This is a genomic window from Pseudomonas sp. TE21394 (assembly GCF_054057835.1).
In genome coordinates, this window is the sequence record NZ_JBSRZR010000001.1 from 3,295,849 (window position 1) to 3,320,427 (window position 24,579).

The 24,579-nt window shown below is 62.2% G+C and carries 24 protein-coding genes, 2 tRNA genes and 3 pseudogenes; 18 read left to right on the plus strand and 11 right to left on the minus strand.

Features of this window, described 5'->3' with window-relative positions:
• From tolQ to ACVWZT_RS15210, 9 genes and pseudogenes are all read left to right on the plus strand, one after another.
• Entirely contained in the window at positions 1-696 is a 696-nt protein-coding gene (tolQ, locus tag ACVWZT_RS15170; protein ID WP_139657458.1) for a protein TolQ, read from the plus strand.
• A gap of 14 nt (positions 697-710) precedes the next feature.
• Positions 711-1,163: a protein TolR gene (gene tolR / locus ACVWZT_RS15175; RefSeq protein ID WP_003254760.1), complete on the plus strand. Its 453-nt coding sequence runs from the start codon at positions 711-713 to the stop codon at positions 1,161-1,163.
• A pseudogene (gene tolA / locus ACVWZT_RS15180) lies at positions 1,163-2,273 on the plus strand (cell envelope integrity protein TolA). The gene tolR and the pseudogene tolA overlap by 1 nt, the downstream one beginning before the upstream one ends.
• 26 nt (positions 2,274-2,299) lie before the next feature.
• Complete coding sequence (gene tolB / locus ACVWZT_RS15185; protein WP_189665511.1) at positions 2,300-3,571, plus strand: Tol-Pal system beta propeller repeat protein TolB; 1,272 nt, start codon at positions 2,300-2,302, stop codon at positions 3,569-3,571.
• Positions 3,572-3,624: 53 nt separating this feature from the next.
• Entirely contained in the window at positions 3,625-4,125 is a 501-nt protein-coding gene (gene pal / locus ACVWZT_RS15190) for a peptidoglycan-associated lipoprotein Pal (RefSeq protein ID WP_003254755.1), read from the plus strand.
• A gap of 6 nt (positions 4,126-4,131) precedes the next feature.
• Entirely contained in the window at positions 4,132-4,938 is an 807-nt protein-coding gene (ybgF, locus tag ACVWZT_RS15195; protein ID WP_296234770.1) for a tol-pal system protein YbgF, read from the plus strand.
• Positions 4,939-5,097: 159 nt separating this feature from the next.
• Positions 5,098-5,745, plus strand: a complete 648-nt coding sequence (queE, locus tag ACVWZT_RS15200) for a 7-carboxy-7-deazaguanine synthase QueE (protein ID WP_296234772.1) — start codon at positions 5,098-5,100, stop codon at positions 5,743-5,745.
• A gap of 13 nt (positions 5,746-5,758) precedes the next feature.
• Entirely contained in the window at positions 5,759-6,433 is a 675-nt protein-coding gene (queC, locus tag ACVWZT_RS15205) for a 7-cyano-7-deazaguanine synthase QueC (RefSeq protein ID WP_457470084.1), read from the plus strand.
• 61 nt (positions 6,434-6,494) lie between these two features.
• Positions 6,495-6,570 (plus strand) — tRNA-Lys (locus ACVWZT_RS15210).
• 140 nt (positions 6,571-6,710) lie between these two features.
• Here ACVWZT_RS15210 and ACVWZT_RS15215 read toward each other — a convergent pair.
• The 5 genes and pseudogenes from ACVWZT_RS15215 to ACVWZT_RS15235 form a co-directional block, all read right to left on the minus strand.
• Entirely contained in the window at positions 6,711-7,415 is a 705-nt protein-coding gene (locus tag ACVWZT_RS15215; RefSeq protein ID WP_457470086.1) for a CatB-related O-acetyltransferase, read from the minus strand.
• Between the two features lie 77 nt (positions 7,416-7,492).
• Entirely contained in the window at positions 7,493-8,452 is a 960-nt protein-coding gene (locus ACVWZT_RS15220; protein WP_457470088.1) for a cation diffusion facilitator family transporter, read from the minus strand.
• Positions 8,453-8,543: 91 nt separating this feature from the next.
• Entirely contained in the window at positions 8,544-9,299 is a 756-nt protein-coding gene (locus tag ACVWZT_RS15225) for a methyl-accepting chemotaxis protein (RefSeq protein ID WP_457472080.1), read from the minus strand.
• A 102-nt stretch (positions 9,300-9,401) separates the two neighbouring features.
• A pseudogene (locus ACVWZT_RS15230) lies at positions 9,402-10,607 on the minus strand (PDC sensor domain-containing protein); the annotation flags it as partial.
• Between the two features lie 66 nt (positions 10,608-10,673).
• Positions 10,674-12,026, minus strand: a complete 1,353-nt coding sequence (locus tag ACVWZT_RS15235) for an APC family permease (RefSeq protein WP_296234781.1) — start codon at positions 12,024-12,026, stop codon at positions 10,674-10,676.
• Between the two features lie 439 nt (positions 12,027-12,465).
• Here ACVWZT_RS15235 and ACVWZT_RS15240 point away from each other — a divergent pair, with 439 nt between their 5' ends.
• The gene (locus tag ACVWZT_RS15240) at positions 12,466-13,974 is read left to right on the plus strand and encodes a YdgA family protein (RefSeq protein ID WP_457470090.1); all 1,509 of its coding nucleotides are present in this window, start codon (positions 12,466-12,468) and stop codon (positions 13,972-13,974) included.
• Between the two features lie 258 nt (positions 13,975-14,232).
• On the plus strand, positions 14,233-15,291 hold the full coding sequence (nadA, locus tag ACVWZT_RS15245; protein WP_296234784.1) for a quinolinate synthase NadA: 1,059 nt from the start codon (positions 14,233-14,235) through the stop codon (positions 15,289-15,291).
• Between the two features lie 33 nt (positions 15,292-15,324).
• Here nadA and ACVWZT_RS15250 read toward each other — a convergent pair whose 3' ends face one another.
• Complete coding sequence (locus tag ACVWZT_RS15250; protein ID WP_296234785.1) at positions 15,325-16,761, minus strand: M48 family metalloprotease; 1,437 nt, start codon at positions 16,759-16,761, stop codon at positions 15,325-15,327.
• Between the two features lie 123 nt (positions 16,762-16,884).
• On the opposite strand from ACVWZT_RS15250, the gene ACVWZT_RS15255 reads away from it, so the two are divergent.
• Complete coding sequence (locus ACVWZT_RS15255; protein ID WP_457470093.1) at positions 16,885-17,124, plus strand: sulfurtransferase TusA family protein; 240 nt, start codon at positions 16,885-16,887, stop codon at positions 17,122-17,124.
• Positions 17,125-17,143: 19 nt separating this feature from the next.
• Positions 17,144-18,214 carry an AI-2E family transporter gene (locus ACVWZT_RS15260; RefSeq protein WP_289131102.1) on the plus strand — a complete coding sequence of 357 codons (1,071 nt, stop codon included), beginning with the start codon at positions 17,144-17,146 and terminating at the stop codon, positions 18,212-18,214.
• A 33-nt stretch (positions 18,215-18,247) separates the two neighbouring features.
• Here ACVWZT_RS15260 and ACVWZT_RS15265 read toward each other — a convergent pair whose 3' ends face one another.
• Both ACVWZT_RS15265 and ACVWZT_RS15270 read right to left on the minus strand, forming a co-directional pair.
• Positions 18,248-18,721, minus strand: coding sequence for a peroxiredoxin (locus ACVWZT_RS15265; protein ID WP_225778855.1), 474 nt, complete (start codon positions 18,719-18,721; stop codon positions 18,248-18,250).
• A 9-nt stretch (positions 18,722-18,730) separates the two neighbouring features.
• Positions 18,731-19,291 (minus strand): glycine cleavage system protein R, encoded by a 561-nt coding sequence (locus tag ACVWZT_RS15270; RefSeq protein ID WP_013973793.1) that lies wholly within the window; start codon positions 19,289-19,291, stop codon positions 18,731-18,733.
• 259 nt (positions 19,292-19,550) lie between these two features.
• On the opposite strand from ACVWZT_RS15270, the gene dapA reads away from it, so the two are divergent.
• From dapA to ACVWZT_RS15295, 5 genes are all read left to right on the plus strand, one after another.
• Positions 19,551-20,438, plus strand: a complete 888-nt coding sequence (gene dapA / locus ACVWZT_RS15275) for a 4-hydroxy-tetrahydrodipicolinate synthase (protein ID WP_170031514.1) — start codon at positions 19,551-19,553, stop codon at positions 20,436-20,438.
• Between the two features lie 15 nt (positions 20,439-20,453).
• Positions 20,454-21,575 carry an outer membrane protein assembly factor BamC gene (gene bamC / locus ACVWZT_RS15280; RefSeq protein WP_296234789.1) on the plus strand — a complete coding sequence of 374 codons (1,122 nt, stop codon included), beginning with the start codon at positions 20,454-20,456 and terminating at the stop codon, positions 21,573-21,575.
• The gene (locus tag ACVWZT_RS15285; protein ID WP_457470097.1) at positions 21,576-22,334 is read left to right on the plus strand and encodes an MBL fold metallo-hydrolase; all 759 of its coding nucleotides are present in this window, start codon (positions 21,576-21,578) and stop codon (positions 22,332-22,334) included. It abuts the gene before it with no gap.
• 30 nt (positions 22,335-22,364) lie between these two features.
• Positions 22,365-23,075 carry a phosphoribosylaminoimidazolesuccinocarboxamide synthase gene (purC, locus tag ACVWZT_RS15290; protein ID WP_023381871.1) on the plus strand — a complete coding sequence of 237 codons (711 nt, stop codon included), beginning with the start codon at positions 22,365-22,367 and terminating at the stop codon, positions 23,073-23,075.
• Between the two features lie 91 nt (positions 23,076-23,166).
• Positions 23,167-23,256 (plus strand) — tRNA-Ser (locus ACVWZT_RS15295).
• A gap of 97 nt (positions 23,257-23,353) precedes the next feature.
• Here ACVWZT_RS15295 and ACVWZT_RS15300 read toward each other — a convergent pair.
• The 3 genes and pseudogenes from ACVWZT_RS15300 to ACVWZT_RS15310 all read right to left on the minus strand — a co-directional run bounded on the left by ACVWZT_RS15300 (position 23,354) and on the right by ACVWZT_RS15310 (position 24,473).
• A complete protein-coding gene (locus tag ACVWZT_RS15300; protein ID WP_296234792.1) occupies positions 23,354-23,704 on the minus strand; it encodes an addiction module antidote protein in 351 nt (116 codons plus the stop codon).
• A pseudogene (locus tag ACVWZT_RS15305) lies at positions 23,701-24,008 on the minus strand (type II toxin-antitoxin system RelE/ParE family toxin). The gene ACVWZT_RS15300 and the pseudogene ACVWZT_RS15305 overlap by 4 nt, the downstream one beginning before the upstream one ends.
• Positions 24,009-24,200: 192 nt before the next feature.
• Positions 24,201-24,473: a DUF3077 domain-containing protein gene (locus ACVWZT_RS15310; protein WP_457470100.1), complete on the minus strand. Its 273-nt coding sequence runs from the start codon at positions 24,471-24,473 to the stop codon at positions 24,201-24,203.
• Positions 24,474-24,579 lie beyond the last annotated feature (106 nt).

A 24,579-nucleotide genomic window follows, 5' to 3' on the forward strand; every position in this document is an offset into this window, starting at 1 on the left:
GTGGAAGCTAACGTCGTCGACCATACCTCCATGTGGAGTCTGGTCAGCAATGCCAGCGTGTTGGTACAGCTGGTAATGCTGACCCTGGTGGCCGCCTCGGTCACATCATGGATCATGATCTTCCAGCGCAGCACCATGCTGCGCGCCGGTCGTCGTGCGCTGGATGCCTTCGAGGAGCGCTTCTGGTCGGGCATCGACCTGTCCAAGCTGTATCGCCAGGCAGGCAGCAACCCGGACCCGGATTCCGGTGTCGAGCAGGTGTTCCGTGCCGGCTTCAAGGAATTCTCGCGCTTGCGCCAGCAGCCGGGGGTTGACCCGGACGCGGTCATGGAGGGCGTTGCCCGGGCCATGCGCGTGGCCATCTCGCGCGAGGAAGAAAAGCTCGAGCAGAGCCTGCCGTTCCTGGCCACCGTCGGTTCGACCAGCCCGTACATCGGCCTGTTCGGTACCGTATGGGGCATCATGAACTCCTTCCGCGGCCTGGCCAGCGCCCAGCAGGCCACCCTGGCCACGGTCGCCCCGGGTATTGCCGAAGCGCTGATCGCCACTGCCATCGGCCTGTTCGCGGCAATCCCGGCGGTCATCGCCTACAACCGCTTCTCGGCCCGCAGTGAAGTGCTGATCGGTCGTTACTACACCTTCGCCGACGAGTTCCAGGCGATCCTGCACCGCAAAGTGCACACCAGCGAAGAGTAATCAGGTAGAAGCCCATGGCCCGAGTTCGCCACAAACGCAAGCCCGTCGCCGAGATGAACGTGGTGCCCTACATCGACGTGATGCTGGTGCTGCTGGTCATCTTCATGGTGACGGCGCCCATGCTCAACCAGGGCGTCAAGGTCGACCTGCCCAAGGTTTCCAGCGAAGCCTTGCCGCAGGACAACAACGTCCAGATCCTCACCATCTCCATCAAGGCCGACAAGACCTATTACTGGAACCTCGGCAGCGAAGTCGATACCGACAAGCAGATGGACAAGGCCATGACCTTGCCTGCAATGACCGACGCCGTGACCAAGATCATTGCCGCCGGCCGTGACCAGGGCAAGCAGACCCAGGTGTTCATTCGTGGCGACAAGGCTGTCGACTATGGCGCGGTCATGGGTGCCATGGGCGGGTTGCAGAAGGCCGGTGTCGGTAACGTTGGCCTGATTACCGAGGCGCCCTGATGCAACAGCGAGAGCCATCCGCCTCGGAAAGCTACTTCTGGCCCAGTGTCTGGGCCATCGGCCTGCATGTGCTGGTATTTGCCTTGCTGTTCGTCAGTTTTGCCATGACGCCCGAGCTGCCGCCCTCCAAGCCGATCGTCCAGGCTACCCTGTACCAGCTCAAGTCCAAGAGCCAGGCAACCACCCAGACCAATCAGAAGATTGCCGGGGAAGCGAAGAAAACCGCTTCGCGCCAGACCGAGGTCGAGCAGCTGGAACAGAAGAAGATCGAGCAGGAGGCCGTGAAGGCCGCGGAACAAAAGAAAGCCGACGCCGCTCAAAAGGCCGAAGAGGCCCGCGAGGCTGCCGAAGCCAAGAAGGCCGAGGCCGCTGCCGAAGCCGCCAAGGCTGCCGAGGCCAAGAAAGCCGCCGAAGCCAAGAAGGCCGAGGAGGCGAAGAAGGCCGCCGAGAAGCAGCAGGCTGACATCGCCAAGAAAAAGGCCGAGGAAGAAGCCAAGAAAAAAGCCGAAGAAGAGGCCAAGAAAGAGGCCGCTGAAGAGGCGAAGAAACAAGCCGCCGAGGATGCCAAGAAAAAGGCGGCCGAAGAGGCCAAGAAGAAAGCAGCCGAGGACGCCAAGAAGAAAGCGGCGGCCGAGGAAGCGAAGAAAAGGGCTGCTGAAGAGGCCAAGAAGAAGGCCGCTGCAGACGCCCAGAAGAAAAAGGCACAGGAAGCGGCCCGCAAGGCGGCGGAAGACAAGAAGGCCCAGGCTCTGGCCGAGCTGTTGTCCGACACCACCGAACGGCAGCAGGCGCTGGCCGACGAACAGGGTGACCAGGTGGCCGGCGACTTCGACGACCTGATCCGCTTGCGCGCGGCTGAGGGCTGGGCACGTCCGCCTTCCGCGCGCAAGGGCATGACGGTAGTCCTGCAGATCAACATGTTGCCGGACGGTACCATCACCAACGTCAGCGTGGCCCGGTCAAGTGGTGACGGCCCGTACGACAGTTCGGGCGGTGGCAGCGGTGAAGAACATCGGTCGCCTGACCGAAATGCAGGGTATGAAGCCGAGCGATTTCAACCAATATCGTTCGTTCAAGATGACATTTACACCTGAGGATCTAGCGTTGTGATTAAACGTCTGAGAGGGCTGCTGGTCATGCTGTGCTGCGTGGCAGGCATGGCCGTGGCAGAGGAAAAGAACATCCTGGTCACCAGCGGCAGCGACCGGGCCACGCCCATCGCGGTAGTGCCGTTCGGTCTGCAGGGCGGCAGCGTGCTGCCGGAAGACATGGCCGACATCATCGGCAATGACCTGCGCAACTCCGGCTACTACTCGCCGATTCCGCGGCAGAACATGATCAGCCAGCCGTCGCAGGCCAGCGAAGTGATCTTCCGGGACTGGAAAGCACTGGGCGCGCAGTATGTGATGGTCGGCAGCATCGTGCCGTCGGGTGGTCGCCTGCAGGTGCAGTACGCGCTGTTCAACGTCGCCACCGAGCAGCAAGTGCTGACCGGCAGCGTGGCCGGCAGTGTCGACCAGCTGCGCGACATGGCCCACTACATTTCCGACCAGTCGTTCGAGAAGCTCACCGGCATCAAGGGTGCGTTCTCCACCCGCATGCTGTACGTGACCGCCGAGCGTTTCTCCACCAACAACACCCGCTACACCCTGCAGCGTTCGGACTACGACGGTGCACGTGCTGTTACCCTGCTGCAATCGCGGGAACCGATCCTGTCGCCGCGCTTTGCGCCGGATGGCAAGCGTATCGCCTATGTCTCGTTCGAGCAGAAGCGCCCACGCATCTTCATCCAGCACATCGACACCGGCCGCCGTGAGCAGGTCACCAACTTCGAAGGCCTGAACGGCGCGCCAGCCTGGTCGCCGGACGGTACCCGCCTGGCGTTCGTGCTGTCGAAGGACGGTAACCCTGACATCTACGTGATGAACGTGGCTTCGCGCCAGATCAGCCGCGTCACCGCAGGCCCGGGCATCAACACCGAACCGTTCTGGGGCAAGGACGGCAACACCCTGTATTTCACCTCCGACCGTGGCGGCAAGCCGCAGATCTACAAACAGTCGGTCGGTGGCGGTGGAGCCGAGCGTGTAACTTTCGTCGGTAACTACAACGCCAACCCGAAACTGTCGGCGGACGAAAAGACCCTGGTGATGATCCATCGCCAGCAGGGCTTCACCAACTTCAAGGTGGCGGCCCAGGATTTGCAGCGCGGAAGTGTAAAGATTCTCTCCGAGACAAGTCTTGATGAGTCTCCCACTGTTGCGCCAAACGGCACCATGCTAATCTACGCCACCCGCCAGCAGGGCCGGGGAGTCTTGATGCTCGTGTCGCTTAATGGACGCGTGAGGCTCCCACTTCCTACCGCTCAAGGCGAAGTCAGAGAACCGTCCTGGTCCCCTTACCTGAACTGATTGCGGCGTAATACTTTTGCTTAACACACTGGGGTTTCATTAGGAGTTTCACGATGGAAATGCTGAAGTTTGGTAAATTTGCTGCGCTGGCTCTGGCCATGGCCGTAGCTGTAGGTTGCTCCTCGAAGGGCGGTGACAACGCAGGCGAAGGCGCTGCTGTAGACCCGAACGCTGGCTACGGTGCCAACACTGGTGCTGTTGACGGCTCCCTGAGCGAAGAAGCTGCTCTGCGCGCAATCACCACCTTCTACTTCGAATACGACAGCTCGGACCTGAAGCCAGAAGCCATGCGCGCTCTGGACGTTCACGCCAAGGACCTGAAAGCCAACGGCAACCGCGTTGTTCTGGAAGGTAACACCGACGAGCGCGGCACCCGCGAGTACAACATGGCTCTGGGTGAGCGTCGTGCCAAGGCCGTTCAGCGCTACCTGGTTCTGCAGGGCGTTTCCCCTGCTCAGCTGGAACTGGTTTCCTACGGTGAAGAGCGTCCGGTTGCCACTGGCAACGACGAGCAGTCCTGGGCTCAGAACCGTCGCGTAGAACTGCGTAAGTAAGTTCTCATGCGTATGGGCCGCCGTGTAGTAACCGTCCTCGCACTCAGCCTGCCGCTTGCGGCCTGGGCTGAGGTTCCTGTAGTTGATGACAACGCAGGCAGTTATCCGCCTGCGGGTTATGGCACGAGCGGCGCCTATGCCGGGTCAGGGGCTTCGGCCCCTGCCTCTGCACAGGGCCAGCTGTTCATGCAGTTGCAACAGATGCAGGATCAGCTTTCCCGCCAGCAAGGCATCATCGAAGAGCTGCAGAACGATGTGTCGCGCATGAAGCAGGAAAACCTGGAGCGTTACCAGGACCTGGACCGTCGCATCAACAGTGGCGCCGCGCCTGCCGCGACCCCTGACAATTCCTCCGGTGGTGGTGCATCGAATGCCGCCCCCGATGCAGCAGCAGGTGCTGCTGCACAACAACCGGCCGCCAGTAGCGAGCCCGGTGATCCGGCGAAAGAAAAGCTCTACTACGATGCCGCTTTCGACCTGATCAAGCAGAAAGACTTCGACAAGGCCAGCCAGGCCTTCGGCGCTTTCCTGCGCAAATACCCCAACAGCCAGTACGCCGGCAATGCCCAGTACTGGTTGGGTGAAGTAAACCTGGCCAAGGGCGACCTGCCAGCCGCCAGCCAGGCCTTCGCCCAGGTCAGCCAGAAGTATCCGAAGCACAGCAAGGTGCCGGATTCGCTGTACAAGCTGGCTGACGTCGAGCGTCGCATGGGGCACACCGACAAGGTCAAGGGCATTCTGCAGCAGGTCATCAGCCAGTACCCCGGCACTTCTGCCGCGCAGCTGGCCCAACGTGACCTGCAGAAGCTCTGAGCCAGACCGTTTGAAATAAACCCGCGCCAGTCGCGGGTTTTTTCGTTAGAATCATTGCCCTTTTTACTAAACACGCTGTTGCGGATAACGCTATGTCGAGTCCGCGACAGTGCCTGACGGAGGCGGACAGCCTGTTTAGCTGTCACGCCCGTGGCGCGCATGCAAGACACATTACGCATCACCGAAGTCTTTTACTCTTTGCAGGGTGAAACGCGAACGGCTGGGTTGCCCACGGTATTCGTGCGGCTCACCGGTTGCCCCCTGCGCTGCCAGTACTGCGACAGTGCCTACGCCTTCAGCGGCGGCACCCTTCGCACCCTTGATTCGCTCATTGAGCAGGTCGCCAGCTTCAAGCCGCGCTACGTCTGCGTCACCGGGGGCGAGCCATTGGCCCAGCCCAATGCCTTGCCGCTGTTGCAGCGCCTGTGCGACGCCGGTTACGAGGTTTCCCTGGAAACCAGCGGTGCGCTGGATATTTCCGGCACCGACACCCGTGTCAGCCGTGTGCTCGACCTGAAGACCCCTGGCTCCGCGGAGTCGCACCGTAACCGCTACGAGAACATCGAGCAGCTGACCCGCAATGACCAGGTCAAGTTCGTCATCTGTTCCCGCGAGGACTACGACTGGGCGGTTTCCAAACTCATTCAGTACAACCTGGCCGAGCGTGCCGGTGAGGTGCTGTTTTCGCCCAGCTACCACCAGCTGAACGCCAGCGAGCTGGCCGACTGGATTGTCGCCGACAACCTGCCTGTGCGCTTTCAGCTGCAGCTGCACAAGCTGCTGTGGAACGACGAACCCGGACGTTGAGGAGCAACTACACATGAGCGAGAAACGCGCAGTAATCCTGTTGTCCGGTGGCCTGGACTCGGCCACCGTGGTCGCCATGGCCAAGGCCGAAGGCTACAGCTGCTACACCATGAGCTTCGACTACGGCCAGCGTCACCGCGCCGAGCTGAACGCCGCAGCACGGGTCGCCCGCGACCTGGGTGCGGTCGAGCACAAGGTGATTGGCCTGAACCTGAACGGCATCGGCGGCTCGGCATTGACCGATAGCAGCATCGACGTACCAGAAGCCCCGAGTGAAGGCATCCCGGTCACCTACGTGCCGGCGCGCAACACCGTGTTCCTGTCCCTGGCACTGGGCTGGGCAGAAGTGCTGGAAGCCCGCGACATCTTCATTGGTGTCAACGCCGTGGATTATTCCGGCTACCCGGACTGCCGCCCCGAATTCGTCGAAGCCTTCGAGCGCATGGCCAACCTGGCGACCAAGGCCGGTGTCGAAGGGCAGGGCTTCCGCATCCAGGCACCGCTGCAGAACATGAGCAAGGCGCAGATCGTGCAGGCTGGCATCGCGCGTGGCGTGGACTACAGCCTGACCGTTTCCTGCTACCAGGCCGACGATGACGGCCGTGCCTGCGGCAAATGTGACAGCTGCCGCCTGCGTGCCGACGGCTTCAAGGCAGCCGGTGTGGCAGACCCAACGCGATATTTTTAAAAAAAGTTATGGTGGGGTGTTGATTTCCCGTTAGAAATCAGTATTATACGCGCCATCCAACGGGTCGTTAGCTCAGTTGGTAGAGCAGTTGGCTTTTAACCAATTGGTCGTAGGTTCGAATCCTACACGACCCACCATATGCAGTACGTCAAAGCCCGCTACCGGCAACGGTGGCGGGCTTTTTCGTTTCCGGTTGGCCGGACTCGGTCAGTCGCTTGTCACGCCCACCTGCTGGAGCAGCCTTGTGTCGCGATAGGGCTGCGACGCAGCCCTCGACCTACAATTGGGTCGCGCTGCGTTTGTTCAGCCTCAGTATCTTGTAGCTGGCCGGCGCTGTCGGCCCGAGGTTTTCGAGGGCATCCAGAAAGTGTGAAGGGTTGTCGAGCGGCAGTGATTTGAGCGTGTCGAGTTCCAGCTCCCACCATTTGCTCGCCAGCAGCCGTTCGATCAGGTCGTCGGGGTGGCGAAAGCGGATGATCCTGGCTGGATTGCCGCCTACGATCGCATAAGGTGGCACGTCCCGTGTGACCAGCGCCCGTGTGGCGATGATCGCGCCTGTACCCACCGTCACGCCTTCAAGCACGGTGGCATCAGCACCTATCCATACGTCATGGCCAATGTTGGCGTAGGCAATCTCCGGGTCGTAGCGAAGCCGATTGTTTTCGTACTGGAACGGGTGGGAGCTTACCCAGGCCGAGGGATGCGTGTTCTTTTCCTGGCCGAGGGTGCAGCCAGACCCGATCGAGCAGAACCGACCGATCGAGGCTACCAGCGACAGCGTGCAGTCACTGCGTATGTAGGTGTGGGCGCCGATGCTCAGGTTGCCCGCCTCGATACGAATATGCCCGAGCTGGACCGGGGCCTCGATGTGGGCTTGCGCGCCCTTGCTGAAGGTGTCGGTGCCGCCTGCAAGTTTTCCGCCTGATGCCCTGACCAACCTCTTGTAGCGATTTTCCTTGATGATTTTCAGGGGGTTAAGCATGCATCCGGCTCCGCCAAGTTTTGCGCGATCATAGCAAATGGCCCGGGTTCATGATCGGCCTTTGGCAGCACGGCAGTTCATTCGGCCCACTCCGGGTCGCCGGTAAACACCACCGTCAGCCAGCGGTCCGGCCCTTCGCCACCCACCGCATCGCCGATCTCGTTGCGCCACGCATCCCATTCATCGATGCTTTTCGCTGCCATGCTCTTCGGCACGATGAAGTACAGCTCGATTTCCCGCGAGCGCCCGACCTTGGCTACATAGGCGCGGTACGACTGCAGCCCGTGGCGCTCGACGAAGGCCTTGGCCACTTCATCCACATGCAGCTTGAGGTCGCCCGGTGTCACCAGGAATATTTCCGAAAGCGCCTGGCGCACTACCGACATCGGCAGCGGCACGATCACCAGGCACACCAACGCCAGCACCGCCGGGTCGATGTATGGCGACACCCACTCCCATTGCGTGCCTTGCACGGCGTAGCCAAAGCAGAAGGCGATCAGCAGGGCGGCGGTAATACTGGCTGACATCACCCAGCCCTTGACGTCCATGCGCACGAAATCCGAGCCCAGCTTGCGGTTAACGCGGGCCTCGACCACGGCGATGGTCACGCAGGCGATGACGGTCAGCAGCGCGTAGACCATGGCGATACCGAACTCTAGGTGACGCCCGCCTTGCAGCAGGCTGCTGACGGCATTGATCAGTGCATAGATGGCCACGCTGCTCAGGATGATGCCATTAAGCGCCAGCACCATCGGCTCAAGGTGCCAGAACCCCATGGTGAAGCGCTCGCGCAGCTTGCGCGACATCTGCACGCTGGTGGTATGCGCGGTGATCAGCCTGACCACCACCAGTGACAGCCCGCTCATGCTGGCGTCGGCCAGCGAGTAGACGCCATCGAAGACGATGGAGAACGAGCCAGAGGCCAGGCCGAAAGCGATGCCGATAAGAGCGATGAACAGGGTAACGGCGATTGAGGTACGTAGCAGGCCCTGTTCGCTGGTGAGGTCGAAGAAGGGGAGGCGGGTTGGGGTTTGCATAAATTGGGCTCGGTAAAATCCATGATGCTGTACTGCCTGTAGGGACCTGTTTGCAGGCATGCCCGCGTTAAGGCGCAGTGGCCCTGACAGGTTAGACGCGGAACTGCTCCATCAGCGCCTGCTGCTGGTTGGCCAACCGGTTCAGGGCCTGGCTGATCCGCGCTGACTCGTCGGCCTGGCCGGCCAGCGATTCGGTAACGTCGCGAATGCCCGCCACGTTGCGGTTCACTTCCTCGGCCACTGCGCTCTGCTCTTCGGCTGCCGAGGCGATCTGTAGGTTCATGTCGCTGATCACGGCCACCGCTTCGCCGATGCGTTGCAGGGCCGGCAATGCCTGCTCCATGCCCAAGGCGCTGGCCTGGGCCTGGCGTCGGCCTTCGTGCATGGCGTCCACCACATCCTGGGTGCCTTGCTGCAGGCCTTCGATGACCTGGCGAATTTCTTCCACCGATGTCTGCGTGCGCTGGGCCAGGCCGCGTACTTCATCGGCGACCACGGCAAAGCCACGCCCGGCTTCACCGGCGCGGGCGGCCTCGATGGCGGCGTTGAGTGCCAGCAGGTTGGTTTGTTCGGCGATGCTGCGGATCACCTCCAGTACCGAGCCGATCTGCTCGCTGCGATCTTCCAGCGCTCGCGCCTCGTCCATGGCGGTGTTCATGTCGGCGGCCAGGCGGTCGATGCCTTGACGCGTGCTGTCGATCATCTGCAGGCCTTCGCGGCTGGCCTGGTCGGCAGCGCGTGCGGCCTGGGCCGCCTGCGCGGCGTTATGGGCGACATCCAGGGCGGTAGCGCTCATTTCGTTGGCGGCGGTGGCCACCTGTTCGATCTCGCGGTGCTGCTGCTGCATGCCGGCGCTGGTCTGGCTGGCAATGGCAGCCGACTGGTCGGCGGTATCGCGGGCTCGCTGCAGGGAACCCTTGACCTGGGCAATCACCGGTTGCAGCTTGTCGAGAAAACGGTTGAACCAGCCGCTGAGCTGGCCCAGTTCGTCCTGGCGGGCGTAGTCCAGGCGTCGGGTGAGGTCGCCTTCGCCGCTGGCGATGTCTTTCAGGCGCGCGGCCACCGCCAGGATCGGTCGGGACACGCCGCGTGCGGTCAGGCCTATCAGCAGCAAGCCGGCTACCGCGGCGCCCAGGCCCACCAGCAGGCTGATGAGATTGGCGCTCTGGTTGTGCTTGTCCAGGCGTTGGTTGAGGGCGACGGCGGGAGCCTGCAGCACGCTTTCCGGCACTTCCAGCAACACTTGCCAGGTGGCGGCGCCGGGGATTGGTGCGAATGGGCGAGCCACGCGCAGCAGGCCGTCGGCGACCGCCTTGTCCATGGGCTTGCCGAGTGTGCTGGCGTCACGGCTGTTGCCGGCCAGCAGGCCGGTGGCGCTGGCGATACTGACCTGGCCCTGGCCGTCGAACAGCTCACGGCGACCATCCAGGCTCAGTTGTTGCAGGTTGGTCAGGCCGATGTCCAGGCCGACCACACCGACCACCTTGCCGTGCTCCAGCAGCGGCAGGGCAATGCTGGTCATCAGCACCTGGCGGCCATTCACGTCGTCGAGGTAGGGCTCCAGCACGCAGGCGCTGGCAGTGTCCTGCGGGCAGGTCAGCCAGCGGTTCTTCGCCATGCCATTGCTGCCGATGCCGGCGTCACCTAGCATCGATTCCGGCATGGCTTCAAGCTCAAGGGTGCCGGGGCCGGGCTGCGACCAGTACAGCGAGAAGCGCCCGCTGTCATTGCTGCCCGTAGCCTGCTGGCCGACGTACTGGCTGTCCTGGCCGAGGGCGTCGGGCTGGAATACCAGATACAGGCCGATCACAGCGGGGTTGTCGGCCAGGCTGGCACGGGCCTGGCGCGTCAGTTCGCTACGCAGGTCGCTGCCGCCGCGGGCCTTGAGCACCTGCACCAGGCGGGCAAAGCCATTGGCGTACTGATAGGCGTCCATGAAATAGCGCTGGGTGCGCAGCGCCTGGGTTTCGGCAAGGGCTTGCAGGCGCTGGCGCGCGCTGTTGTCGAGCATTTCGGTGTTGGCCAGGTTGACCAGTTCCGCGCTGCGCCGGGCCTGGGCCAGCGACGTTGTCACCAGCAGGGCGACAATGGCCAGCAGGCACAAGCCGGCAAGCAGGGTGATTTTCCACTGGATGGAGAGGCGGCGCAGCGGCATCAGGGCTTTCCTTTTCGATCAAATGCAACGCCCGCGGTCAGGCGCGGGCGTTGGTGGCAGCGTGGGTCATTCAGCGATGTAGTTGGGCGGCGAGTCCCTGAATGCTTTGGTCAGCCAGGCCAGGTACAGCAAGCCGAGCACGGCCCAGACCCCGCCGAACAGCAACGAATTGGCATTCAGGTCCAGCCACAGCGAGACGATGATGCAGAAGCCGATGGTTGGTGCGACCAGGTACGTCAGCTGGTTGGCCAGGCCCTGGCGCTTGCCTTCGCGCAGGTAGCAGTGGTTGATCACCGACAGGTTGACGAAGCTGAATGCGACCAGCGCACCGAAGTTGATGATCGACGTGGCGGTCACCAGGTCGAAGAAGATCGCCGACAGCGAAATCAGCCCGACCACGGCAATGTTCAGCACCGGCGTCTTGTAGCGCGAGTGCAGGCGGGCGAACAGGCTGGCCGGGATCACGTTGTCGCGGCCCATCACGTACAGCAGGCGCGATACGCTGGTCTGCGAGGCCAGGCCCGAGGCGATGGTATTGATGACGGTGCAGGCAATGAAAATCGACTGGAACAGCTTGCCGCCGACATACAGGGCAATTTCCGGCAGTGCCGCTTCATGGTCGTGAAAGCGTGCCATGCTCGGGAAGTAGGCCTGGATGAAGTACGACACGGTGATGAACACCGCGCCGCCGATCAGGGCGGTGAGGAAGATTGCCCGCGGGATGGTCTTGCTTGGGTCGCGGGTTTCTTCGGACAGGCAGGTGACCGCATCGAAGCCGAGGAACGAGAAGCACAGGATGGTCGCTCCGGCGGCCAGGGCGCTGAGCTGGGTCTGGTCGTCGGCGAACGGCTGCAGGCTCCACGCTGTACCCAGCCCTTCACCCGCGTCCAGGCCGCGCACGCACAGGTAGATGAACACGGCGATGATCGCCACTTGCACCGCCACGAACAGCAGGTTGAAGTGCGCCACCAGGTTCACGCTGCGCATGTTGATCAGGCTGATCAGGGTGACGAAACCGGCCACCCACATCCACTCCGGTACTTCCGGGAACATTGCCGAAAGGTACAGCTTCGCCAGCAGTGCGTTGACCATCGGCAACAGCAGGTAGTCGAGCAACGACGACCAGCCCACCAGAAAGCCCACGTGTGGGTTGATCGCGCGTTGGGTGTAGGTGTAGGCCGAACCTGATTGCGGGAAGCGTCTGACCAGGGTGCCATAACTGATGGCCGTGAACAGAATCCCCGCCAGCGCCAGGATGTAGGCGCTGGGTACGTGCCCGGCGGTAATCCCGGAGACGATGCCAAAGGTGTCGAACACAGTCATTGGCGTGAGGTAGGCCAGGCCGATGATGATCACGTGCCAGAGGCGCAGGGTTTTGCGCAGTTGATGGGTGCCGGAAGCGCTGAAGTCAGGCTGCATGCTGGCATGGCTCCTGCGACTGGGCGTAAACGGCGGGCACGGGGTATTGCGCATGCGGCAAGGGCGAGCGGGTGGGCTCCATGTTGTTCACCTTTTTTGTCGGAGCGGCGGGAGGCGCGGGGGGACGCGCAAGTGGTGAAAATAAAAAACGATGCGTAGGTTGGTGTCAAGTTAAACATGACAAGATGTTACATGGTTGAAACATCTTTCGCTTAAATCGGGAATTTGCTCGTTTATGCGCGGTTTTTTGCGATTTTGATCAATCTGGGTGTTCGTAAAAATTTACAAATTTACGGCGTTGCTTTGCAGAGCGTGCCAGGCGTTCCAAAAACCGGATTTATCGCGCCGGGCCAGCGCAGGCCCGGGCTGCGGTGGTACTCTTGCCGTCCAGCGGCACTGGGCCGCCTACGAACCCCTTACGGACAAATCGGTTCCATTCATGAAGAAATCAGTTGGCATCCTATCCGGCCTGGCTATCGCCATCGCCGTCGCAATCCCCGTTGGCGCCTGGTACACCGGCAGGCAGCTGCCCGCAGAGCTGGACAACGCCCTGCTGCGCAGCAACACCGAACTCAAGAAGGCCCTGGTAAGTACCGGCGGCAGCATGAGTATCGAGCGGGTGTCACTGGAGCAACGTTTCTTCAGCAGTACCGCCCAGTACCGGCTCAAGGCCCGGGATATCCGCCTGGGCGATGGCGAAGTGGTGAGCTTCGATGTGGGCGTGACCGATCAGATCGAGCACGGCCCGTTCCCCTGGTCGCGGGTCAAGGCTTTGCAGCTGATGCCGGTGCTGGCGGTCAGCAACAGCACGCTGCAGAAAGACGACACCACCGCGCCGTGGTTCGCGGCAGCGGGCGAGCAGGCTCCGGTCACTGCACGGACCAGCCTGGGTTACGACGGCAACGTCACCAGCCTGGTCCAGTTGGCCCCGGTCAAGCTTGATGAAGCGGATGGCAACAGCCTCGATTTCTCGGGGATGCAGTTGCAAGTCAGTGGCGACCAGCAAGGCAAGGCCTCGACCTTCCATGGCCAGGCTGACCGTTTGCTGATGAAACTGGTACGCGATGACCAGCCGCCCGCCACTTTCGAGCTCAAGGGCCTGAAGGTAGATGGCCAGCTGACGGCCACCGGGCACGAGGCCATCTACGCGGGCAATGTCGACCTGACGCTGGACGAAACCAGAGTCACCCTGGGGCCCAAGCAGCAGGTGCTGCTGATCAAGGGCCTGGAGCAGAATGTCCGGCAAACCCTGGAAAATGCCGATACCGTCGGTGGCCGCGTGGAGTACAAGATCGGCGATATCCGCTGGGATGATCGCGCGGTTGGCAAGGCGCAGATGGCGTTGAGCGTCACCTCGCTCAATGCGCCGGCGCTGCAGGCATTGTCGGCGTGGTACCAGGCGCACCTGCCGGAGTTCGAGGCCGCAGCTGCCGCTGGCGAACCGATGCCGCAAATTCAGATGGACGAGGCAGAGAAAGCCCGGTTCCAGGGTGATCTGCAGAAACTGCTGGCGGCCAAGCCGCGGGTGGCGGTTGAAAACCTGTCGTTCAAGACTGCCAACGGCGAAAGCCGCTTCGACCTGTCGATGGGCTTTGCCGCCCCGACCAGCTTCGACCTGCCACCTGATCAGCTTGGCAAGCAGCTGATCACCGAGGTGAAGAGCAAGCTGTCGCTGTCCAAGCCGATGATCGGTGACCTGGCGACCCTGCAGGCGCTGCTCGATGGCCAGACCGACGCCCGGGCCATCGCCATGCAATCGAGCCAGGCCGGTGAAATGGTCGGCATGATGGCGCTGCAGAGTGGCATGGCCACTGTGCAGGGCACCGATGTGGTCAGCAGCCTGCACTATGTCGACGGCGTGGTCGACTTCAACGGCCAGAAGATGACCGTGGAAGAGTTCGCCATGCTCATGGCCTCGCACCTGGCAGCCCTTTCTCCGCAGGGCTGATACTGCTACCTGAGGCATCGCCATCCTGTAGGCGCGAGGCAAGGCCGCCTACAGGGCAGCGGTGCAGTTCGCTTGGTGGGCAACACAAAAACCGCTTTAGAAATCGCTGGATTATCTGTAGCCTTCGGCCTCCGATAATAATCCGCGCCCGCAGAGGGCCGTGGCGGCCTGCATGCCGTCCGGCACCCTTAGCCGATCTGTCAGGGCCGGGTGATACACTCGATTTGACGCGCGCACGCGCCTGCAGGTCCAGCGATCATGACCCAGATTTCCGAACGCCTGTTGGTTCAGGCCCACCTCGACGCCAAGCAGCCCAACCCGCTGACAGCCGAGCAGGAGGCCGAATACCGTGCGGCCATCGCTGCCGAGCTCAAGGCGCAGAACGCCGTGCTGGTCGCCCATTACTACTGCGACCCGGTCATCCAGGCGCTGGCCGAAGAAACCGGCGGCTGCGTGTCCGACTCGCTGGAAATGGCCCGCTTCGGCAAGAACCACCCGGCGCAAACCATAGTCGTTGCCGGTGTGCGTTTCATGGGCGAGACCGCCAAGATCCTCACCCCGGAAAAGCGCGTGCTGATGCCGACCCTTGAGGCTACCTGCTCGCTCGACCTGGGCTGCCCGGTGGAGGAGTTCTCGGCCTTCTGCGACCAGCACCCCGAGCGCACCGTGGTGGTCTATGCCAACACCTCTGCAGCGGTGAAAGCCCGTGCCGACTGGGTGGTGACTTCAAGCTGCGCGCTGGAAATCGTCGAAAGCCTGATGGACAACGGCGAAACCATCATCTGGGGCCCCGACCAGCATCTGGGCCGCTACATCCAGAAACAAACCGGTGCCGACATGCTGCTTTGGGACGGTGCCTGCATCGTTCACGAAGAGTTCAAGTCGCGCCAGCTGGCCGACATGAAAGCGCTGTATCCGGACGCGGCGATTCTGGTGCACCCTGAATCGCCGGAAGCGGTGATCGAGCTGGCTGACGCGGTCGGCTCCACCAGCCAGCTGATCAAGGCTGCCCAGACCCTGCCGAACAAGACCTTCATCGTCGCCACCGACCGCGGCATCTTCTACAAGATGCAGCAGCTGTGCCCGGACAAAGAGTTCGTCGAAGCCCCGACTGCCGGTAACGGCGCGGCCTGCCGCAGCTGCGCGCACTGCCCGTGGATGGCGATGAACACCCTGGAGCGGGTGCTGGATTGCCTGCGCAAGGGAAGCAACGAGATCTTCGTCGACCCGGCGCTGGTGCCAAAGGCGATCAAGCCGTTGAACCGCATGCTGGACTTTACCCAGGCGGCACGCCTGAAGTTGTCCGGTAACGCTTGAGATTGCCGGGGGCGCAAAGCGCCCCCGTAGTCTTCAGCGCCCCATCATCTCCCGTACCATGCGCTGCTGCTCCATGATCTCGCGCTGACGCTGGTCAATCTGCGCTGCCAGCGGGAAGTTGCCGCCCGCCCGGCGCTTGGCATAATCCAGCTGCTGGATCGCCTGGTCAAAATCCCCCACCAGTGTGAAGTATTCAGCCCGCGCCCGGTGCAAGCCGATGGTATTGCCCGACAAGCCGCGCACTTCAGCCATGTCGTACCACACGTCCGGGTCGTCCGGGCGGCTCCTCACCAATTCGTTCAGGATCTTTTCAGCCTCGGCTGGCTTGTTCTGCTTCACCAGCAGATCGGCACGCACCTGCTTCAGCGGGTAGTTGCCCGGGTACAGCCCCTGCATGCGCTCGGCGCGCTGCTGGGCATCGGCCAGGCGGTTGTTGGTGATGTCCAGGTCGATTTGCGCCAGGTTGTAGGTGATGTCGTTGGGCGCCTTGGCCAGCAGTGGCTTGAGTAGCTCACGCGCTTCGTTGAGCTGGCCGCCCTTGATCTGCGCCAGGGCCAGGCCGTAGCGCGCGGCGTCCAGCTTCGGGTCTTCGTCGAGCTGGGCGCGGAAACGTTTGGCCGCCAGCCCCGGGGTGCCTTCGTAGGTCAGTGCTACCCGGGCACGGATCAGTTGGTAGCGCATGCTGTCCTCGACGCCGCCCTTGGGGGCCTGCTCGGCACGGTTGCGGGTGTCGGCGATACGTGACTCGGTCACCGGGTGGGTCAGGAGGAATTCCGGCGGCTTGGCGTCATAGCGGTATTGCCGCGCCAGGCGCTCGAACATGGTCGGCATGTTGCGTGGGTCGTAACCGGCCTTTTCCAGGTTCTGGATGCCGATGCGGTCGGCTTCCTGTTCGTTCTGCCGCGAGAAGCGGCGCTGTTCCTGGATCGCCGCCGCCTGGGTGCCGGCGATCACGCCGATACCGGCATCGCCACCGCCGCCGGCCGCCAGCACGATACCGGCCAGCAGCGCCGCCATCATCGGCAGTTGCATGCGCTGCTGGGCCTCGACGCCACGGGCGAAGTGGCGTTGCGACAAGTGCGCCAGTTCGTGGGCCAGTACCGAGGCGTACTCGCCTTCGGTCTGGGCGTTGAGAAACAGCCCGCCGTTGACCCCGACGATGCCGCCCGGGGCTGCGAAGGCGTTCAGTTCACGGCTGTCTATGAGGATGAATTCCAGGCGACGGTCCTGTAGCTGGCTGGTCTCAGCCAGCCGGTACACGCTGGTTTCGACATAATCCTTGAGCTGCGGATCGTTCAGCTGGTTGACCTGGCCACGTAGCAGGCTCAGCCAGGCACGGCCAAGCTGGTGCTCCTGTTGTGGTGAAACGATCGCGGAACTGGCGTCGCCCAGTGATGGCAGGTCGTCAGCATGGCCGGGGAGGGCCAACAGGCAGGCCAGCGTCAGCAGGGTAGGGCGCAGTAGATTCATGCATGAAACTCGCGTCGGTCAAAGATACCTACTGTAGCGGGCTCACACGTTGGCGACCAGTGGCGCTATCCTAGCCGACCTGATCGAGAAGTAGCCCGGCTATGCCTTTGGAGAGCCCCCGCAATGAGTGACACCCTGACCTGTGACGCCGAGCTGAATGCCAGTGGGCTGAATTGCCCGTTGCCGCTGCTGAAGGCCAAGATGGAGCTCAACCGCCTGGCCAGCGGCGCGGTGCTCAAGGTGATCGCCACCGACGCCGGTTCACAGCGCGACTTCCGCACTTTCGCCCGCCTGGCCGGTCATACCCTGCTGCAGGAGACGGCCGAGGCCGGTACCTACACTTACTGGCTGCGCAAGGCCTGAGTCTTTCCAAGGATCGTCAATGTTCAAAGTGCTTCGCGACTGGATGCAGCGCTACTTCTCGGACGAAGAAGCGGTGGTGCTGGCGGTCTTGCTGTTCCTGGCTTTCACTGCAGTACTGACCCTGGGTGGCATGCTCGCGCCGGTGCTGGCGGGCATGGTGCTGGCGTTCCTCATGCAGGGGCTGGTCAATGCCCTGGAGCGCCTGCGGGTACCGAGCCGGTTGGCGGTGATGCTGGTGTTCGCCCTGTTCATCGGTGCGCTGGCGGTGTTCATGCTGGTGCTGGTGCCGCTGCTGTGGCATCAGCTGATCACACTGTTCAACGAGCTACCGGGCATGCTCGGCAAATGGCAGTCGTTGCTGTTGCTATTGCCCGAACGTTACCCGCACCTGGTGTCGGACGAGCAGGTGCTGCACGCCATCGAGTCGGTGCGCGGGGAGATCGGCAAGTTCGGCCAATGGGCACTGACCTTCTCGCTGTCCAGCCTGCCGCTGCTGGTCAACGCCATGATCTACCTGGTGCTGGTGCCGATCCTGGTGTTCTTCTTCCTCAAGGACCGCGAACTGATCGGCCGTTGGGTCAGCGGCTACCTGCCACGTCAGCGCACCCTGCTGAACCGTGTGGGCAGCGAGATGAACCGGCAGATCGCCAACTATATCCGCGGCAAAGGCATCGAGATCCTGATTTGCGGCATTGCCACCTACATCGCCTTCATCAGCCTGGGGCTCAACTACGCCGCGTTGCTGGCACTGTTGGTAGGGTTGTCGGTGGTGGTGCCCTACGTGGGGGCGGTGGTGGTGACCGTGCCGGTCACGCTGATTGCCTTGTTCCAGTGGGGCTGGGGTGACCAGTTCATCTACCTGATGACGGTGTACGCGATCATCCAGGCGCTGGACGGCAACGTCCTGGTACCGCTGCTGTTCTCCGAGGCGGTGAGCCTGCACCCGGTGGCGATCATTTGCGCAGTACTGCTGTTTGGCGGGCTGTGGGGTTTCTGGGGGATCTTCTTTGCGATCCCGCTGGCGACCTTGATCAAGGCAGTGCTGGATGCCTGGCCGCGGCAGGAGCCGAGTGTTTCACCGATGCTGTGATGCTGGGGGCCACGCAGCAGCCCCCGGCAAATTTCAAGCCTTGTTCAAGGCCTGGGCAGCAGCCAACACGGCATCCACATGCCCCGGCACCTTCACCCCACGCCATTCCTGGCGCAGCACGCCATCCTTGTCGATCAGGAAGGTGCTGCGGTCAACGCCCAGGTATTCCTTGCCATACAGCTTCTTCAGCTTGATCACGTCGAACAGCTGGCACAGCGCCTCGTCCTTGTCGCTGATCAGCTCGAACGGGAAGCCTTGCTTGGCCTTGAAGTTCTCGTGCGACTTGATGCCGTCGCGCGACACGCCGAACACCACGGTGTTGGCTGCGGCAAAGGCGTCATGCTGGTCACGGAAACCCTGGCCTTCGGTAGTGCAGCCCGGCGTGCTGTCCTTCGGGTAGAAGTACACCACCACCTGGCGGCCCTTGAGTTCGCCCAGGCTGACGGTTTGCCCGCTGGTGGCCTGGGCCTGGAAATCGGCGACCGGTTGGTCGAGTGCTACGGCCATGGTGGCTCCTTACATGGGGTTCTGTGGGCGCCAGGGCTCGATCAGCGCATCCAGGTTCAGCGCGTCGGCAAAGTCGAGGAACTGGTCACGCAGCCAGCTGATCTGGGTGCCGGCCGGCAGGATCACGGTGAACTGGGCGTTGAGCATGCTGCTGCCGGTTTGTGGCGCCAGATAGGTGTCGCAGGTCATGGCTTCCAGCTCGACACGGTGGTCGAGGAAGAACTGGCACAGCTCGTTGATGATGTCCGGGCGGTAGGCGGCGCTGACGTAGGCCACGTAGGGCAGGGCTTGCGGGCGCACTTCCTGGTCGGCGCTGCGCACCACGTCGAGGGTCAGGCCGTGCTTCTTGCCCAGGCCCGGCAGCATGGCTTCGAGGCGTGCCAGGGCATCCCAGCTGCCGCCCACCTGCAATACCAGGGCGCTGGTCTCGCCATGGCGGCTCAGGCGCGAGGTGACCACCGCGCAGCGGTTCTCGAACGCAGCGCGGCTGAGGACGTTGGCCAGTTCCATGGGGTTCGGGCCCAGGGCACTGATGACAAGGAATTGTTCGCGGACGGTGGGGGTGGACATGCAGCATTCCTAAAGCGATGAGCGGTCGGCACAGGACGGGCGAAAGCCTCCTGTCGGCAGGGCCCTGGGCTCGCATGCGAGGTCGTGGACGCTGGCGGGGAGCAAGGTCGACGGCCCGGCGGGCCGCGCTGCACCGATCAAAGCGTCAAGGGTAGCGAAATAAGGCGCCGAGGGGAATGCTCCGCCCGCCTGCTTCGCTTGTGCAAGGCCGATGCCCCCAGTACCATTACCGCTCTCTTTTTCCGGCAGGAGCAGTTACATGATTGCGGGCAGTATGGTGGCGTTGGTCACTCCCATGGATGCACAAGGGCGTCTTGACTGGGACAGCCTCGACAAACTTGTAGACTTCCACCTGGAAAACGGCACCCACGCGATCGTTGCTGTCGGCACCACCGGTGAGTCGGCCACGCTGGATGTCGAAGAACACATCCTGGTCATCAAGCACGTGGTCGAGCGCGTCAAGCGCAGCAGCCGCCGTGTGCCGGTCATTGCCGGCACCGGTGCCAACTCCACCGCCGAAGCCGTGCACCTGACCCAGAACGCCAAGAGCGCCGGTGCCGACGCCTGCCTGCTGGTCGTGCCGTACTACAACAAGCCGACCCAGGAAGGCCTGTACCAGCACTTCAAGCACATTGCCGAAGCCGTCGACATTCCGCAGATCCTCTATAACGTACCCGGCCGCACCTCCTGCGACATGCAGGCCGAGACCGTGATCCGCCTGTCGAAGGTCAAGAACATCATCGGCATCAAGGAAGCCACCGGCGACCTGGCCCGCGCCAAGGCCATCCTCGATGGCGTCGACAGCGATTTCATCGTCCTGTCCGGTGACGACCCGACCGCCGTCGAGCTGATCCTGATGGGCGGCAAGGGCAACATTTCCGTTACCGCCAACGTCGCCCCGCGCGAAATGGCCGACCTGTGCGAGGCCGCCCTTGCGGGCAATGCCGAGAAGGCCCGCGCAATCAACGAAAAACTCATGCCGCTGCACAAAGACCTGTTCTGCGAGTCCAATCCGATCCCGGTGAAATGGGCACTCGTCGAAATGGGCCTGATGCAAAAAGGCATTCGCCTGCCGCTGACCTGGCTGAGCGAAGGCTGCCACGAAAAAGTCCGTACTGCCTTGCGCCAGTCCGGCGTACTGGTTTAAGAGGAAGTACACCGCATGAAGCGACTGGCTGGTCTTTCTGCCCTTGCCCTGATCATTTCCAGCACCAGTGGGTGTGGCTGGCTGTGGGGCGAGGATGGCTATTTCCGCGACCGCGGCAGCGATTACCTGCAGGCGCACCCGACCGCGCCGATGCAGCTGCCGTCGGACGCCAGCAACGTCAAGCGCCTTGACCCCCTGCTGCCGATTCCGCGCAACGTTGCCGACGACAACGCCACTGGCGAGTTCGAAGTGCCGCGTCCGCAACCGTTGACCGGCGGCGCCGCCCAGGTCACCGACTACAGCCTGCAGCGCAGCGGCAGCAGCCGTTGGGTGCTGGCCCAGCATGCGCCGGCCGAAGTGTGGCCGGTGGCGCGTCAGTTCTTCGAGGACAACGGCTTCCGTATCGCCGAAGAGCGCCCGCAGACCGGTGAGTTCAACACCACCTGGCAGCGTTTCGATGAACTGTCGGCCTCCCTCGGCCAGCGCCTGGCCAGCACGGCCAGCAGCAGTGACAGCGAAGTTCGCGTGCGGGTGCGCATGGAGCCTGGCGTGCAGCGCAACACCTCCGAGGTGTACGTGGTCAGCGTCGAGCGCCCGGCGGGCAGCACGGCCGAACCTGAATTCCCATCCACCTCCAGCAATACCGGGGCCGATGCCCTGCTGGTCGACGAAATGCTCGCCAGCATGAACCGCAGTGCCGAGAAGGGCGGTTCGGTATCGCTGTTGGCCGCGCGCGACTTCGACGCACCCAGCCGCGTCAGCCTGAGCGAAGACGGCAGTGGCAACCCGGTGCTGTACCTGGGGGCCGACCTGGACCGTGCCTGGTCCAGCGTGGGCCGTGCCCTGGAGCAGGGCGGCGAATGGCGCGTAGAAGACATCAACCGCAGCCTGGGCCTGTACTACATCAACCTGTCGGAAAAGCCGGAAGACAAGCAGAACGAGCCTGGTTTCTTCGGCCGCATGTTCGGCAGCGAACCGACCAAGGAAGAGCGCGAAGCCCGTGCCGAGCGTTATCAGGTACGCCTGAGCAAGGTCGGTGAAAGCGTGCAGGTCACGGTCGAGAAGAACATCAACACCGTGGCCCCGGCCGATGTTGCCCGCCGCGTGCTCAGCGCCATCCAGGATCACCTGGGCTAAGTGCGCTTCGCGGTACTCGGAAGCGGCAGCCAGGGAAACGGCACGCTGATCGCCAGTGGTGACACGTTCATCCTGGTCGATTGCGGCTTTTCCCTGCGCGAGACCGAGCGGCGCCTGGCGTTGCTCGGCGTGTCGCCGGCCCAGCTCAGTGCGCTGTTGGTCACCCACGAACATGCCGACCACGTGCATGGGGTCGGCTTGCTGTCGCGGCGCTACAATGTACCGGTCTACCTCAGCCAAGGGACCTTGCGCGGCTTGCGCAAACCGGTGGAGGTGGCCGGTTTTCTCGCTTGCGGCGAAAGCCTGCCGATCGGCAGCCTGGAAGTGACCGCAGCGCGGGTCGAGCACGATGCCTACGAGCCGCTGCAGTATGTGATCAGCGATGGCCAGCGGCGCTTCGGCATGCTGACCGACCTGGGCTCGTACGACACGCGGCTGCTGGAGCGGTACCAAGGGCTGGATGCACTGTTGATCGAGGCCAACCACTGCAGCGACCTGCTGGCACGCGGGCACTACCCGGCCTTCCTGAAACGGCGGGTGGGTGGCATGCAAGGGCATTTGAACAATCACCAGGCTGCGCGCCTGGTGCACGAGTTGGGCTGGAGCAACCTGCAACACCTGGTGCTGGCCCACCTCAGCAGCAAGAACAACCTGCCACACTTGGCCCGCCAGTGCTTCGTCGACACCCTCGGGTGCGACCCGGACTGGCTCCAGGTGGCCAATCAGGAACACGGGCTCGACTGGCGTGAAATCGCCTAGCCCAACACCTCAAGCAAGCGGAGCCCAATCATGGAAAAACGCGACGAACTCTACCGCGGCAAGGCCAAATCGGTTTACAAGACCGACGACGCCGACCGCTTGATCCTGCTGTTCCGTAACGACACGTCGGCATTCGACGGCAAGCGCATCGAACAGCTCGACCGCAAAGGCATGGTGAACAACAAGTTCAACGCCTTCATCATGCAGAAACTCGAAGAAGCCGGCGTGCCGACCCAGTTCGACAAGCTGCTGGGCGACAATGAGTGCCTGGTGAAGAAGCTGGACATGATCCCGGTCGAGTGCGTGGTGCGCAACTACGCCGCCGGCAGCCTGGTCAAGCGCCTGGGCGTGGAGGAGGGCATCAAGCTGGAACCGTCCACCTTCGAACTGTTCCTGAAGAACGACGAGAAGGGCGACCCCTTCATCAACGAATCCCACGTTGTCGCGTTCGGCTGGGGCACCGCCGAGCAGCTGGCCGAGATGAAAAAGCTGTCGCTGAAGGTCAACGAAGTGCTGACCAAGCTGTTCGATGACGCCGGCTTGCTGCTGGTCGACTTCAAGCTGGAGTTCGGTGTATTCCATGGCCAGATCGTGCTGGGCGACGAGTTCAGCCCGGACGGCTGCCGCCTGTGGGACAAAGAAACCCGCAAGAAGATGGACAAGGACCGCTTCCGCCAGGGCCTGGGCGATGTGATCGAAGCCTACGAAGAAGTTGCCAAGCGCCTGGGCGTGCCGCTGTAAGCGGTACGTTCACGCAAGCGCCTGATACCACGCGATTTTTTTGAAAAAAAGATTTGCCTTTCAAAATAACGCTGGTATGATGCGCGGCATTGGAGAGATGCCGGAGTGGTCGAACGGGACGGATTCGAAATCCGTTGTACTGGCAACAGTACCTAGGGTTCAAATCCCTATCTCTCCGCCATACAAGATGAAGCCCCTGGAAGCGAAAGTTTCCAGGGGCTTTTTCGTTGTTGGGCCGGCAACTGATTTGGCATTCTGCTTGCGTATTGGGTGGCGTCCTATGAAGAAGCAGGGAGCTTCTGGAGTGGCCTTACTGTCAGCTCAACCCCCAAGGCCAGCATCAGCTTCTGAATAGTTGAGAAGCGTGTCTTATCGCCACCCCTCAAAGTCTTGTAAAGCGATTCACGATTGACGCCCGCGTCTTGCGCAAATTGGTTCACGCCCTTGGCTTTTGCCACTTCGCCCAACGCATGCATCAGGGTTTGAGCGTCGTTAGCCTTCATTGCTTCTGCCAGGAAAGCTGCGATGGTTTCGGGGCTGTCTAGAAACCGCGAAGCCTCGAACCGCTTGGTATTGCTCAAGTCCAGCTCAAGGATTGGCATGTCCTCGGGGATGAATTTTTCGCTCATCGTTGTTTACCTCGTACAGCATCAAGGATTTCCTTGGCTCGCTTGATGGCTCTGTGTTGATCCGTTTTATCGCTGCCGTAAAGCATCAGGTAGCGAGTCGAGCCCGTTCTTACGAAGTAGATTCGATATCCCGGACCGACAAACACACGCATCTCACTGACACCATCGCCTACCGATTCGATATCGCCGAAGCTGCCATTTTCGGCTCGGGCGATTCTTGAGGTGATAGCACCTCAAGAATCGGGTCTTTGACCTCATCCAGCCAGTCGTCAAATTCTGGCGTCGTGTCAATCTGATTCGGCATGCCTTCAATGTAGCCTACTGGCTACTCCTTGTCGATGAGTGAGCGACCGAGTGCTGCCCGATGAGGCTAAGCGGGCGGGTTGAGCCCAGGTCAGAGGAGGTTTGCCGTAGATTTGGGAAATGGACTACATGACATCGAATGCGATAGATGGGCCCCCTGGATGTTCACGGCTCCAGGGGCTTTGTCGATGTCTTACTTTCTCATCATCCCCAATTCGGCATCATCCAGCAGCGCCTTCGCCATCGCACTCAGGTAATGCGAAGCCCAGATCAGTTTCTGGTCGCCGTCCATCAGGCCGGTGATGGTCAGGTCGCGAACGTAGCCCATCAGTTCGGAGGCCTGTTCGCGGGCGTCCTGGCAGGGGATGCCGGGTGCGATGCGAAACAGCGGGTGGGTGTTGTTTTCGCCTTGGTAGAAGCAGGTCTTGCCGACTGTGGTAGGTTGCTTTGTGTCGTCGGTGGGCATTGTTTTTCTCCCCTGGAATCTTGGGTGTCTGGTCCGGCCTCTTCGCGGGTGAACCCGCTCCCACAAGTACTGTGCAGTGCTTGAGGGCAGTGATTACCCCGGTGGG